Annotated in this window: 14 protein-coding genes; 11 read left to right on the top strand and 3 right to left on the bottom strand. The window is 43.5% G+C overall.

Annotated elements, in window-relative coordinates:
- The first annotated feature begins 15 nt into the window (after positions 1-15).
- Both AWT60_RS07415 and AWT60_RS07420 read left to right on the top strand, forming a co-directional pair.
- Positions 16-945, top strand: a complete 930-nt coding sequence (locus tag AWT60_RS07415; RefSeq protein ID WP_218677088.1) for a YegS/Rv2252/BmrU family lipid kinase — start codon at positions 16-18, stop codon at positions 943-945.
- A gap of 284 nt (positions 946-1,229) precedes the next feature.
- A complete protein-coding gene (locus tag AWT60_RS07420; protein ID WP_024424868.1) occupies positions 1,230-2,030 on the top strand; it encodes a phosphotransferase family protein in 801 nt (266 codons plus the stop codon).
- Here the strand turns inward: AWT60_RS07420 and AWT60_RS07425 are convergent.
- Positions 2,027-2,302, bottom strand: a complete 276-nt coding sequence (locus AWT60_RS07425; protein WP_024424867.1) for a YtzH-like family protein — start codon at positions 2,300-2,302, stop codon at positions 2,027-2,029. The genes AWT60_RS07420 and AWT60_RS07425 overlap by 4 nt on opposite strands.
- Before the next feature lie 188 nt (positions 2,303-2,490).
- Between AWT60_RS07425 and trmB the strand changes: the two genes are divergently transcribed.
- From trmB to AWT60_RS07440, 3 genes are all read left to right on the top strand, one after another.
- Positions 2,491-3,132, top strand: coding sequence for a tRNA (guanosine(46)-N7)-methyltransferase TrmB (gene trmB / locus AWT60_RS07430; RefSeq protein ID WP_024424866.1), 642 nt, complete (start codon positions 2,491-2,493; stop codon positions 3,130-3,132).
- A gap of 116 nt (positions 3,133-3,248) precedes the next feature.
- Entirely contained in the window at positions 3,249-4,097 is an 849-nt protein-coding gene (locus AWT60_RS07435; protein ID WP_041107295.1) for a YtnP family quorum-quenching lactonase, read from the top strand.
- A 74-nt stretch (positions 4,098-4,171) separates the two neighbouring features.
- Positions 4,172-5,869, top strand: a complete 1,698-nt coding sequence (locus AWT60_RS07440; RefSeq protein ID WP_041107293.1) for an NAD-dependent malic enzyme — start codon at positions 4,172-4,174, stop codon at positions 5,867-5,869.
- 41 nt (positions 5,870-5,910) lie between these two features.
- Here the strand turns inward: AWT60_RS07440 and AWT60_RS07445 are convergent, their stop codons facing one another.
- Complete coding sequence (locus tag AWT60_RS07445) at positions 5,911-6,225, bottom strand: PepSY domain-containing protein (protein ID WP_003217759.1); 315 nt, start codon at positions 6,223-6,225, stop codon at positions 5,911-5,913.
- A 199-nt stretch (positions 6,226-6,424) separates the two neighbouring features.
- Here AWT60_RS07445 and AWT60_RS07450 point away from each other — a divergent pair, with 199 nt between their 5' ends.
- On the top strand, positions 6,425-7,498 hold the full coding sequence (locus AWT60_RS07450) for a M42 family metallopeptidase (protein WP_218677089.1): 1,074 nt from the start codon (positions 6,425-6,427) through the stop codon (positions 7,496-7,498).
- 248 nt (positions 7,499-7,746) lie between these two features.
- Here AWT60_RS07450 and AWT60_RS07455 read toward each other — a convergent pair whose 3' ends face one another.
- A complete protein-coding gene (locus tag AWT60_RS07455) occupies positions 7,747-8,193 on the bottom strand; it encodes a YtoQ family protein (RefSeq protein ID WP_024426182.1) in 447 nt (148 codons plus the stop codon).
- Positions 8,194-8,393: 200 nt separating this feature from the next.
- Here AWT60_RS07455 and AWT60_RS07460 point away from each other — a divergent pair, with 200 nt between their 5' ends.
- The 5 genes from AWT60_RS07460 (at position 8,394) to AWT60_RS07480 (ending at position 14,110) form a co-directional block, all read left to right on the top strand.
- Positions 8,394-9,422, top strand: coding sequence for a PTS sugar transporter subunit IIC (locus AWT60_RS07460; RefSeq protein WP_041086667.1), 1,029 nt, complete (start codon positions 8,394-8,396; stop codon positions 9,420-9,422).
- Positions 9,409-9,729, top strand: coding sequence for a thioredoxin family protein (locus AWT60_RS07465; protein ID WP_024424860.1), 321 nt, complete (start codon positions 9,409-9,411; stop codon positions 9,727-9,729). Before AWT60_RS07460 ends, AWT60_RS07465 begins: the two co-directional genes overlap by 14 nt.
- 20 nt (positions 9,730-9,749) lie before the next feature.
- Positions 9,750-10,562 (top strand): DUF1444 domain-containing protein, encoded by an 813-nt coding sequence (locus AWT60_RS07470; RefSeq protein WP_076840277.1) that lies wholly within the window; start codon positions 9,750-9,752, stop codon positions 10,560-10,562.
- A 16-nt stretch (positions 10,563-10,578) separates the two neighbouring features.
- Complete coding sequence (gene ytpR, locus AWT60_RS07475; protein WP_024424858.1) at positions 10,579-11,184, top strand: YtpR family tRNA-binding protein; 606 nt, start codon at positions 10,579-10,581, stop codon at positions 11,182-11,184.
- Positions 11,185-11,380: 196 nt separating this feature from the next.
- Entirely contained in the window at positions 11,381-14,110 is a 2,730-nt protein-coding gene (locus AWT60_RS07480; protein WP_306299195.1) for a DNA translocase FtsK, read from the top strand.
- Positions 14,111-14,141: the final 31 nt, after the last annotated feature.

Here is a 14,141-nt window from a genome sequence, read left to right on the forward strand (position 1 = left end):
GAGTGGAGCTAATATATGAATGAATGGTACTTTATCGTTAATCCAGAAGCAGGACATGGAAAAGGACTCCGCACATGGAGGAGCATAGAGAAAGAATTACAAAAGGTGGAGATCTCTTATCGATCATTTCTCACCCAGCATGAAGGCCATGCAGAAGTTTTGGCAAGACAAATCAGTGCCATGCAGGATGACAGGCTGAAGCGATTGATTGTTATTGGCGGTGACGGCACCATTCATGAAGTACTGAATGGCTTAAAGGAAATCGATCATGTGCAGCTTAGTTTTGTCCCTGCTGGTCATTGGAATGATGCTGCGAAGGGTCTCGGTATCCATCGTCATGATGTCCTAAAAGAAGTGAGAAAGCAAAAGAGAATGCTCACCAAAACATTTTCTCTCGGCTCCTTTCAAGATCATGCCGAAAGTCCGCAATCTGTTCTCTTTCTCAATCACATCGGTGCGGGGTTTGACGCACATGTACTGAGAAAAACGGTGCATTTTAGAGGGAAAAAGTGGCTGAAACGGCTGGGGCTTGGCTTTATCATCTACCCGATGTCATTTATCCATTCTTTATGGTCGTTTAAGCCGTTTGATCTTGCGTTATTTATTGAAAATGAGAAGAAAGTCTTTCGCCAAGTGTGGTTTGTGATCGTCTGCAATCACCCGTATTACGGGGGAGGGCTGGCAGCGGCACCGGAAGTGAGTGCGAGGCAGCCAGGTTTTCAAACGATGGTTGTCACAGATTTGAATCCATTCAAAGTCCTTTTGTTTCTAAGTGCGATGGTGTTCCGAAAGCACCTTGGAATAAAGGGGGTTACCCTGTTTCAGCATGAGGAAGCGTACTTAGAAGCAGATGAAAAAATCTTATTTCACGCAGATGGAGAAGTGATCGGCGCAACGCCTGTCTTTGTGAAGGCAAGTGAACGATCCTTAAAATTACGTGCTTAAATAACTTGCGGTATATCCGAAGTCAAAGAACCGTGAAAAAAGCCTTCTTTTTCGTAAGGTTCTTGTCCTGATTTTTTAGTTTTGCTTGACGAGTATAAGAAGGTAACGATAAAATCTATAGGACGGCTATTGTTTAGCATCTCATTCTCAATAGCTGTCCTTTTTGTTTTTATGATCATATAAATAAAAAAAGAAACAGCCAATTGATCCTCAATCGGCTGAATTTTGTCGACTAAAAAAGCAAGATTTAAAATATTTTAAGAAATGATGGGTTGAAAATTGATATGAACTGGTTGGGACAAATATTAGGTAGCGAATGGCACATCTCTCCGGCTGGAGGCGCTACGGGAGATGCGTACTTCGCAACACACAATGACCAAAAGCTATTTTTAAAACGCAATACGTCACCGTTTCTTGCGGTTTTGTCAGCTGAAGGCATTGTGCCGAAGCTTGTCTGGACAAAACGGATGGAAAATGGAGATGTGATTACTGCACAGCACTGGCTGAGCGGCAGAGAGCTGAAGCCAAAGGACATGAATGATCGTCCTGTAGCAGAGCAGCTAAGAAAAATTCATACATCAAAAGAATTGCTCGATATGCTGAAACGATTAGAGAAGCACTCTCTAGACCCAGAATCCATTCTGATGCATCTGAAACAGTCCATATTAAACGAGCAAATTGATTCACAAGACATTTCGCGTGCCATCCAGTATTTAGAGAAGCATGTGGAGGCTGTCCATTTTGAGGACAAGGTCGTCTGTCATTGCGATCTCAATCATAATAATTGGCTGCTGACAGATGAAAATCAGCTCTATTTGATCGATTGGGATGGGGCGATGATTGCAGACCCAGCGATTGATCTTGGACCGCTTTTATACCATTATGTTGAGGAAGAGAACTGGGAAAGCTGGCTCTCTATGTACGGCGCCCCGCTGACGGACAATTTGCGAAAGCGCATGGCGTGGTACGTGCTCGCTGAAACCGTATCGTTTGTCGTTTGGCATAAACGAAAAGGGAATGAAAAGGCGCAAAAAGAAGTGCAAGCGGAGCTAAATGCACTCTTAAAACGATTAAATATCCATTAAGACAGTGGAATGTTCTCGACCCACTCAGACAGATGTGATTGATGCTCCTCAATATGTGCATCAATTGAACTGACAGAGGTGCCCTTTTGGCTGTAATCATAAATATCTGTTAATAGCTGACGAATGTCGGCATCCAGATCTTCTTTTGCCAGCATTAATTGAATCACGCGTCCCACCTGTTCATACTCTGCAACAGTCCCGCAGCAATCCAGCTGGTGATCGGTTAATATATCTTTGATTAATTGAAGCTGATGTTGACGGTTTAAACCCATACGAATGCTCCTTTCCTGCGTGTCATTTATGAGGTTAAACTGTGCATTCAGCGTCCAATTTATACATGCGGCAGACCAGCTCAAGCGAAGGGCTGGTCTTTTTATATGGACATAGAAGATGCTGTCTTGCGGGTCTTTATGTTTCATGGTATCTTGATAAAATGTAAAGAAAATAGAGGTGTATCAAATTGAGAATGCGACATAAACCATGGGCAGATGATTACTTAGCTGAGAATGCTCATATTGCTTTAGCAAGTCCCGAGCAATATAAAGGGAAATGGCATGAGCTATTTGGAAATGATCATCCAATCCATATCGAAGTTGGGACAGGAAAAGGGAGCTTTATTGCTGGAATGGGCAAGCTTCATCCTGATATCAACTATATTGGCATTGAATTATTTAAAAGTGTTATTGTGACGGCAGTAGATAAAATCAAAGAGACAGATGTTGAAAATGTAAAGCTTTTGAACATCAATGCTGAGACGCTGACAGATGTGTTTGCGGAAAATGAGATTGACCGGGTGTATTTGAATTTCTCTGATCCGTGGCCAAAAGCAAGACACGAAAAGCGCAGATTGACGTTTAAAACCTTTTTAGAGCGATATGAACATATTCTCCGTCCAGGCGGTGAGTTACATTTCAAAACAGATAACCGCGGGTTATTTGAATATTCCTTAAAAAGTTTTTCTGCATATGGCCTTCTTTTAACGTATGTCAGCCTAGATTTACATGAGGACGGCTTAGAAGGAAACGTGATGACTGAATATGAAGAGAAATTCTCGTCTATGGGACAACCGATCTATCGTTCAGAAGTCAAATTCCCAGAATAACAAGTGATATCAAGCTGGCTGCAAAGAAAAATGGCAGTCAGCTTTTTTTATGAAAAGATTGGTGCATGCGATTTTTGGCTGTATTTGCTACGATAGAAAAAGGAGGGATGACAGCAATGGAGACAATGAAAATAGGTGAAATGGAACTGTTTTGGTTAAACGGGGGAGATACGCACATGGACGGCGGAGCGATGTTCGGTGTCGTGCCAAAGCCATTATGGTCAAAAAAATACCCGGTAAATGACCGCAATCAAATTGAATTACGATGTGATCCAATTCTCATTCGGTGGAAGGGTCTTCATCTGTTAGTGGATTCCGGTATCGGATCAGGGAAGCTGACAGATAAACAAAAACGCAATTACGGCGTGACAGAGGAAACCAAATTGGAAGAATCTCTAGCAGCCCTTGGTCTGCGCCCATCAGATATTGATTACGTATTAATGACACATCTGCACTTTGATCATGCCAGCGGATTAACAAGACGTGAAGGCGATATGCTCGTGTCTGTTTTTCAGCACGCAAAAATCATCACATCGAAAATCGAATGGGATGAAATGAGAGCGCCAAACATTCGCTCAAGAAATACATATTGGAAAGAAAACTGGGAGCCTGTGGCAGATCAAGTCGTCACATTTGAAGAAAGCATCGAAGTGACAGAAGGAATCGAGCTGCATCATACAGGCGGACACAGCAATGGTCATAGCATTTTAACGCTCACAAGTGAGGGCGAAACAGCGATTCATTTAGCTGATATCATGCCAACACATGCTCATAAAAATCCACTTTGGGTTTTGGCTTATGATGATTACCCAATGACTTCGATTCCAGCCAAGCAAAAGTGGCAGGCATTTGCAGAAGAAAAAAATGCGTGGTACTTGTTTTATCATGATGCCATTTATCGTGCTGTAAAATGGGACGTAGACGGGCAGATCACACACGAAATCAAAAGACAAATAGGAAGATAAAAGATCATCTGTATGTTTTTTTCGCCTTTCACACAAAATAACGACAAAATGAACTTGTGAAAGGAAGAGTGCAGGTGAACCAATTTTATCGTGTACATGGTGATGTGATCGAAACACCATTAAGAGGGATGGAAGTCATGTCAGTCCCTTATTTAAACAAAGGGGTTGCATTTACAAAGGAAGAGCGTGAGGAGCTCGGGTTAAAGGGATTTCTTCCGCCTAAGGTCTTAACCTTAGAGGATCAAGCAAAGCGTGCATATGAGCAGTTCAAGGCACAGCCTGATGAACTGGGGAAAAATGTGTATTTAACATCACTTCATGATAGAAACGAAGTGCTTTTTTACAAATTACTTAATGAGCACTTGGCGGAAATGCTTCCGATTGTCTACACGCCGACTGTAGGAACGGCTATTCAGCGTTATAGCCATGAGTATCGAAAGCCGAGAGGGCTTTATTTATCGATTGATGATCTGGAAGGCATGGAAGAGATTTTTGCTTCTTATGGTGTCGATGAATCAATTGATTTAATCGTTGCAACTGATGCAGAAGGTATTTTAGGCATTGGAGACTGGGGTGTTGGCGGGATTGCCATTTCAGTTGGGAAACTTGCTGTTTATACAGCTGCAGCAGGCATTGATCCTAGCCGCGTGCTGGCAGTAGTGCTTGATGCCGGCACGAACCAGGAAAGTCTCTTGAATGATCCGCTTTATGTTGGAAATCAGCACTCCCGTGTTCGAGGAGAGCGCTATGATCAGTTCATTGATCAATATGTCGAGCTTGCCCGTGCTACTTTCCCAAATGCACTCCTTCACTGGGAAGACTTTGGCACAAAGAATGCCCGTGCGATATTGGAAAAATATAAGGACCGTATTTGTACATTTAACGATGACATTCAAGGGACTGGCGCCGTTTCACTTGCTGCAGTTATGGCATGTGCAAAAGCTTCGAAAGTTCCGCTGAAAGATCACCGTATCGTCATTTTTGGAGCGGGTACGGCAGGTATTGGCATAGCCGAGCAAATCCGTGATGCAATCGTCAGAGACGGAGTCAAAGAAGAGGAGTCCTACGATCATTTCTGGTGTATTGATAAAACGGGGCTGCTCACAGATGATTCACCTGACATTCAGCCATTTCAAAAGCCATATGCAAGGCGTTCTGACGAAGTAAAGGATTATGCCCGTAATGGTCCAAAGCATTCGATTGATCTATTAGAGGTCGTCAAGCAAGCGAAACCAACGATCTTAATTGGCACCTCGACTGTCGGAGGCGCTTTTACAGAGGAAATTGTAAAAGAAATGGCGTCACACGTGGAGCGCCCTGCGATTTTACCGATGTCGAATCCGACACCTCTTTCAGAAGCAAAGCCGCAAGATCTGATCGAGTGGACTGAAGGACGTGCCCTTGTGACAACAGGAAGTCCATTTGATCCTGTCGAATATGGCGGCGTCACTTATGAAATTGGACAAGCGAATAATGCCCTTGTCTTCCCAGGCCTTGGTCTAGGCACAATAGTGTCAAAAGCACGCCTCATGACAGACAGTATGTTTGTTGCGAGTGCTGAAGCCATTGCAAGCATGGTCAATGTTGGGAAGCCGGGTGCAGCGATGCTGCCAAGTGTCGATCAGCTTCGAACCGTTTCAGCGACAGTGGCCGTCCGTGTGGCGCAGGCAGCAATTGATGAAGGAATAGCAGAAGAAACGCCTGATGATCTTATTCAGGCTGTGCAGGACGCTATGTGGCATCCTGTGTACAAAAAAATCAAAGCCATATAAAAAAAGCTTCGCAAGGACACGTCTTTGCGAAGCTTTCTTGATCAAGCAACGGAATCAATTACATCCACGATCATGCCAGTTTTGGCATCAATCATCACTTCATACTGTTCAAGCTCGCCAAAGGCAGAGCGGGTAATGCCAGATTTGTATACATCAATCGTTTCGCCATTTACGGTATACGGTTCTGGTACAGTATAAATCCAAGAGCCATCAATCGGGCCGCGCTGTTTAAAAGCAGATTTCACAATTTTTAATGCTTTTTCAGACGAGATATACGTAGGGAAAAATACTTTCTTTGCAACAATTGCAGCGGCTACGCCAATACTCGCACCAATCAGAACATGTTTTAACTTCAACGTGCTGCACCTCCGTATTGCTGTTTTTTCCATTATACAAAACTTGTCCATTGATGTTAAGGAATCCGAATACTTGAAAGCATATTCAAAATTTCTGGAGAGATACTTGGAAAACCGAAAGAATTCTTATAGTATAAAGTGAGTGTAATTTTTATAGGAATATATATGGTCATTACATAGAAACGAGGTAAACTGTAGAATGAACGAAGAAACATTGTCGCTTTTCCGAAATTTAACAGAATTACAGGGAACTCCAGGAAATGAGCACCATGTGCGTGCTTTTATGAAAAAGGAAATTGAGAAATATTCTGATGAACTCATTCAAGACCGTCTTGGCGGAGTGTTTGGCGTACGCAAGGGGCAGGAAAACGCACCGAAAATTATGGTAGCGGGTCATATGGATGAAGTCGGATTCATGGTCTCATCCATTACAAAAAACGGGATGATTCGTTTTCAAACACTTGGCGGCTGGTGGAGTCAAGTCATGCTGGCGCAGCGTGTGGACGTCCATACCGATCACGGGCCAATTCCTGGTGTCGTCTCTAGTACACCTCCTCACCTTCTGACGCCAGAACAAAAAAGCAAACCTGTGAAGCCGTCAGATATGCTTATTGATATTGGTGCAGACAGTGAAGAAGAGGCAAAAGAGCTTGGCGTTCGTCCAGGACAGCAAATCGTTCCTGCAACGGTTTTTACCCCAATGGCGAATCCAAAAAAGATTTTAGCGAAGGCTTGGGATAACCGCTATGGCTGCGGCCTTGCAATTGAATTATTAAAAGAATTAAAAGACGAAACACTTTCATGTCAGCTGTACTCAGGAGCAACTGTTCAAGAGGAAGTAGGGCTTAGAGGGGCTGAGGTAGCTGCGAATATGATTCAGCCAGATCTTTTCTTCGCTTTAGATGCGAGTCCTGCAAACGATGTGACAGGTGACAAAACACAGTTCGGCCAGCTAGGAAAAGGTGCACTTCTACGTATTTTTGATCGGACAATGATTACGCACCGCGGTATGAGAGACTTTGTGCTTGATACTGCTGAGACAAACAACATTCCATATCAATATTTCGTATCACCGGGTGGTACGGACGCTGGACGTGTTCATATTTCAAACCAAGGTGTGCCTTCTGCTGTCATTGGGGTTTGCGCACGCTACATTCATACAAGTCATTCTGTTTTGCATGTGGATGATTACGCAGCGGCAAAAGAGTTAATTGTCCGCCTTGTGAAAAATTGTGATCAAAGTACAGTGGATTCTATTTACCAACAAGTATAAATAGAATAGAAAAAGGCTACTTCTTCAATGAGAGCAGCTTCAGCGTGTAGACAAACCCTCGCATTCGTTGTCAGTCCTGCGTGCCGGTGCTCACGAATGTACAATTCGCTCCGCTCCGGTACTCGTCCTTCCTAGACTGCAAAGGTTTTCTATCACGCTGAAAAGAAGACAAAGGGCTAAAATAAACATCATTTTAGCCCTTCGTCAATAATCTGAGGCTGCTTCTTCAATGAGAGCAGCCTTTTTTCTTATTGCTGTTCAAACACATAAGATAACGCCTTGATCGCTTGGTTTACGGTTTCCACAGTGATATTTGCTTTGTTTGAGAGTTCTTTTAATGGATGGTGCAGCTCTTTTGGACGGATTAAAATAAGAGGTTTACCTTTTGCAATCGCAGCAGATGCATCCATGGCTGTGTTCCACTGCTTATATTTCTCACCAAAGCGCGCAATGACGACATCTGCTTTGTTTAATAAAATTTCAGTACGAAAATTGTTCAAATCAGAAGCTGCATCATCTTTGAAAATGGCATTCGGCTGCTCACCTAAAATATCCTCACCGATGTTATCTGAGCGGTCATGATTTTCCATTGGACCGACAAATGTCACTGGCAGCTTCAAAGATTGGCTTTTCTCCTTGATTTCATCACGCCACTGGCTATGAATTTCTCCAGCTAAATAGACAGTTAATTGCATAACGATCTCCTCCTTTTGTACAAACTTAGTAAAGGTTTGTCCTGTTTCTTTTCATGTTACACAAGAAGTGCTTGATAAAGCAAAAAAAATATGATTATGATATTCATGGTAGAGACTATTTTTCATCGCAAGAATACTACATATAATGGGAAGGACAGGCCTCTTCGTCTTTCCTATGAGAAAGCAGGAAGACGACGTTGATGACTTATTTAAAAAGAAAGGGGATCTCCCTTTCGCCAAAGGTGTATTTCATTGATGCACTTTCTTATATGGCTTTAGGTCTATTTGCTACATTAGTGGTAGGTCTGATTTTAAAAACAGCAGGCGGTCTGTTATCACTTCCACTCATCATTAAAATGGGAACCCTCGCCATGGGGCTCATGGGACCGGCGATCGGCGTAGCGGTTGCGTACCGTTTACATGCATCTCCTTTGATCATTTTTGCAAGTGTTGTCTCAGGCGCTGCAGGAGCAGAGCTTGGGGGGCCTGCTGGAAGCTTTGCCGCAGCATTAATTGGTGTGGAACTCGGCAAGCTGGTCAGTGGTGAGACAAGAATTGATATTATTTTAACGCCGCTTGTCACCATTATCACTGGCTTTTTCACCGCTGCTCTAATCGGACCTGGGATTGAAGCCATGATGACAGGGCTCGGCAGGCTCATCATGTGGGGGACAGATCAAAGCCCGCTGATCATGGGCATGCTGGTAGCGACCATTGTTGGACTTGCTCTCAGTTCTCCGATCTCAAGTGCTGCACTTGCGCTCATGCTTGACTTAAGCGGGACAGCTGCTGGTGCTGCAACGATTGGCTGCTGTGCTCAAATGGTCGGCTTTGCCGCTGCAGGCTTTAGAGAAAATCGCTTTGGCGGTCTTGCGGCTGTTGGCATTGGAACGTCAAAGTTGCAGCTTTCGAACATTGTGAAAAATCCCCTCATCCTGATTCCGCCGACAATTGCTGGTCTGATTCTCGCGCCAATTGGTATTATTGGCTTTGGGATGGTCAATAATGCGGCAGGAGCGGGAATGGGAACGAGCGGGCTTGTTGGACAGCTCATGACGCTGACCGTCATGGGGTTTCATCCATCTGTATTTCTGGCGATCGCTCTCTTGCATATCGTTGGCCCGGCAGTGATTAGTTTGGTAGTATCAGAATGGATGAGAAAGAAAGGCTATATACAATTCGGAGATTTAACCATACAAACTGGAGGAATGAAACATGAAAAAAATTGAATCAAACGAAGAATTACAAAAAGTGATTCAAGAAGACTTAACGGTATTGCTATTTTCAGCTGACTGGTGCCCGGACTGCACATTTATTGAGCCATTCTTGCCAGAGCTTGAAGCAAACTACCCAGAATTTGAGTACTTCTATGTCGATAGAGACAAGTTCATTGACACTTGTGCAGAGTGGGAAATTTACGGTATTCCAAGCTTTTTAGTCTTTAAAAACGGACAAGAGATTAACCGCTTTGTCAGCAAAGATCGTAAGACAAAGGAAGAGATTGAAGCATTTTTAACAGATTCTCTTTCTAAATAACGAAAGGAGAGTCTAAAACGATGGCAAAAATGACATCAAGGCAGCTTGCGAATGAACTCAAAAGCCGTCTGACGAACGACAGCTGGTCACACGAGTTTGACCGGGAAAAAGATACGCTTCGTATTGAAGATAAACAAACAGGCAAAGGCATCACACTAGAGCTCCCGCCAATTATTGCAAAGTGGGAAGTAAAGCCTGATGAAACCATCGATGAGATCGTTTATTATGTGAAAGAAGCGCTGAGTGCCATGAAAGGCGAAGCGCAGCACATTTCAGGAAAAGAAAAGCAGATCTATCCAGTCATTCGTTCCACTTCCTTTCCTGAGGCATCCAGTGATGGGATTCCGCTCGTGTTTGATGAGCATACAGCAGAAACGAGAATCTACTATGCACTTGATCTTGGAAGCACCTACCGATTAATTGATGAAAAGATGCTTCAAAAGGAAAACTGGACAAAAGAGCGAATCAGAGAAACCGCCAGCTTCAACGTCCGTTCGCTTAAAACTGTAGTGAAAATGGATGAAGTGGCAGGCAACCGGTTTTATTTCTTCCGTGCAAATGACGGGTATGACGCCAGCAGACTTTTAAATGAGTCGTTATTACAAGAATACGCGCAAAAAATAGAAGGACAAATGGCGATTTCTGTTCCCCATCAAGATGTATTCATCATTGCAGATGTTCGCAATGATTCAGGCTATGATATTTTAGGACAGATGTCGATGAGCTTCTTCGCCAGCGGTACGGTTCCGATTACCGCATTGTCATTTTTATATGATGAGGGTAAGCTTGAACCGATCTTTATACTTGCAAAAAGCAGACCAAAACAGCAGTAGAAGGGAATTTTGAAGAATGAACGTTTTTTATAATGCAGAAGGTGTAGGCGACACACTCCTTATCTCATTGAAAGATGTAACGAGAGAAGAAGTAGGTCATGAGACGTTTGGAGATGTTGTACGAATCTTCAATCAAGAAACAAAAGAAACAACAGGCTTTAATATCTTCAATGCATCCACTTACATGAAAATTGAAGAAAACGGATCTGTCCCGCTTTCTGAAACCATTGTTCAAGATATCAATGAAATTTTAAACCGTAACGGTGTCAGTGAAACGTTGACTGTGGATCTATCACCAAAATTTGTTGTCGGCTATGTGAAGGAAAAAGAAAAGCATCCGAATGCAGATAAATTAAACATTTGCCAAGTTGATGTGGGCGATGAAACCTTACAAATCGTGTGCGGTGCACCAAACGTTGACCAAGGCCAATATGTCGTGGTTGCGAAGGTCGGTGCAGTGATGCCAAGCGGTATGGTCATCAAAGATGCTGAGCTAAGAGGCGTTCCATCAAGCGGCATGATCTGTTCAGCGAAAGAGTTAGATCTTCCAGATGCACCTGCTGAAAAAGGGATTCTTGTTTTAGATGGAAGCCATCAAGCTGGTGAACCCTTTAAAGCGTAACCTCCCATAAACGGGCACATAGGAGCGAAGAATGTGTTATACCAAAAGTCACTAAGTACGTACTTAGTGACTTTTTTTCATCTATAACAGAGATGTACAGCATAAAGCGGCACTTTTCTCGCTTTTCTGCATGAAAAAGCAATGGTATACTAAAAATCGCCCAAGAAAACGTAAGGGGAGTTAAAGTGAGTGATAAATGATGAGTTGGTTAGATAAATTTTTTAGTGTATTTTTAGGAGAAGAAAAGAAAGAAGAAAAAGCTGCAAGACCTGAAGAAGATCTAGCTGCACCAAAGCAGCCAGCTTTTGAACAGCATAAAGAATATAAAAAAATCGAAGATACGAAAGTGTATTATGAATATCCAAAAGGCAACTTTCGCTTTCCTCTCGTTCCTGATGAACCTCAGCGTGATGGAGTGAAGCAGGAGAGAAGACGCGTGAAACCAAGTCAGCCAAAGACCAAACAGACAACCTATCAGCCTAAACAAACGCTTCAGCCTGATATGAATAAAAAGCCATTCAAACCAGAGCAAATTCCATCACCGATCTATGGCTATCATCAGGATATGCGTCCAAAACGGGCAGATGCAAAAGAAGAAACAGCTTCAGTTCAAAGGAAAGCAGCAGAAGAAACGGCGCAGCGTGTCACACTGTTATCAGAAGAGGCAGAGCGTGAACGGAATGTCAGACAGCAAATGAACATCCCGTCAATACAGAAAGAAAAACGTATCAAGGAAATGGTTTCAGCGTCAGCAGAAGAGAGAGCAGATAAGGAGCCTGCAGTAACCCCGCCGCATACATTGCAAGAGGAACTCGCTTATCAAGATCATGTTCAATCGACGATGGAACGTTTAACTGACGAGCCTTTCATCCAGCCGGAAGAAAACGAGCCAGAAGATCATCATGAAGCTGATTTACATAAGCAGCAAGCAGAAGTCTATCAGGAGCAGGCGGTACAGTCCGAGCCGGAACAGGCTGTCTCCAGTGATGAAGAAGAAATAAAAGACGAGCCTGTCCATCAGTTTGAAGATCATACTGAGGAAATAGACATGTTGACCTTCGAAACACCGGAACCTTCGCAGCCAGCGATTGAAATGGAAGCAGACCTTCCAGTAGAAGAAGCGGCGTTAACAGAAAATATGTCAGCAGAACCAGTGGAAGAAGTAGAAGCTGATCCAATAGAAGACAAACAAGAAGAAGCGCCCGCGACAGCATTTGAAGAAGCTGAGCCAGTCAACCTGCAGAAAGAGCAGCTGGTTCAAGAAGCTGAAATTGAAGAAGAAAACTTGATGCCAGTAGAACAAGTAAGAGAGGAACAAACTGCATCTGAACCGGCAGAAACAGTCATAGAACAGACAGAGCAGCAAGAACAAACGCACGAAGTCAAGAAAGAAGAACCAAAACAGACATCTCCGCAGCCACCACGCGCAAGCGGTCAAACCTCTACGGTTCCGTTTAATGTCATGATGTTAAAAAGCGATCAGCGCGTGCAAGGGCAAAAGAAAGCAGCCGACACACAAGGGTATGTTTTTCCAAGTCTCGCCCTATTAGATGTACCGCCAGCTCAAAAAGAAGAGGACGGGACATGGGTGAAAGAGCGGGCAGAGCTGCTTAATGCGACGCTTAAAAATTTCAATGTAAGAGCAAGTGTTGTTCATGTCACGCAGGGCCCTTCTGTGACAAGGTTTGAAGTACATCCAGAACCAGGTGTCAAAGTGAACAAAATCACGAACCTGTCAGATGATATTAAACTTAGTTTGTCCGCAAAGGATATTCGAATTGAAGCACCGATTCCAGGAAAGAACACAATCGGGATCGAAGTGCCAAACCTGCACAGTAAAATGGTGTTCTTAAGAGAAATGATCAGAAGCAGTGCGTTTAGAGACAATCCATCTCCTTTAACAGCGGCACTCGGATTAGATATCTCAGGCCAGCCTGTCGTGGTTGATCTGCAAAAAATGCCGCATGGCTTAATTGCTGGAGCAACTGGTTCAGGAAAAAGTGTCTGCATTAATACTATTTTAGTGAGCCTCATGTTTAAAGCATCACCAGATGAAGTGAAAATGCTCTTAATTGACCCTAAAATGGTTGAGTTAGCGCCGTATAATCACATTCCGCATCTTGTGAGTCCTGTTATTACGGATGCCAAGACAGCAACTGCTGCTTTGAAATGGGTAGTGGATGAAATGGAAAGACGCTATGAACTATTTGCACACTCTGGCGTGAGAGAAATTAAACGATTCAATGAGCTTGTGAAAGAAAAACAAATGGGTGAAAAACTGCCTTATCTCGTCGTGGTGATCGATGAGCTGGCTGATTTAATGATGGTCGCACCAAATGAAGTCGAAGAAAGCATCTGCCGAATTGCACAAAAAGCAAGAGCATGCGGCATTCACTTATTGATTGCGACACAAAGACCGTCTGTTGATGTCATTACAGGTCTCATTAAAGCCAATATCCCCACAAGAATTGCGTTTTCTGTTTCAAGTCAGGTTGATTCAAGAACGATCATTGACATGGCAGGTGCAGAAAAGCTTCTCGGAAAAGGAGACATGCTCTTCTTAGAAAATGGCTCCGGCAAGCCGACAAGGCTGCAAGGGAACTTTGTATCAGACCGTGAGATTGATCAAGTGGTGGCACATGTGAGAAAGCAGCGCAAGCCCGTGTTCCTTTTTGAACAGGAGGAACTAATGCTGCAGGGCTCCGCGATTACAGACGAAGATGAATTGTTTATGGATGCCTGCCGTTTTGCCATCGAGCAGAATAGCGCTAGTACATCAAGTTTGCAGCGAAGATTTAGGATTGGCTACAATCGTGCAGCCAGACTGATTGATATGATGGAGCGCGAGGGCATGATCTCTGGTGCGAAAGGCAGTAAGCCAAGAGAAGTGCTCATGACACTGAGTGACTTAGAACAGTTGATCTAAACAAACCACTTCATTTTTTTCATAAACATGG

This window comes from Bacillus sp. F2HM, assembly GCF_019266135.1.
GTDB classification, from domain to species: domain Bacteria; phylum Bacillota; class Bacilli; order Bacillales; family Bacillaceae; genus Bacillus; species Bacillus safensis.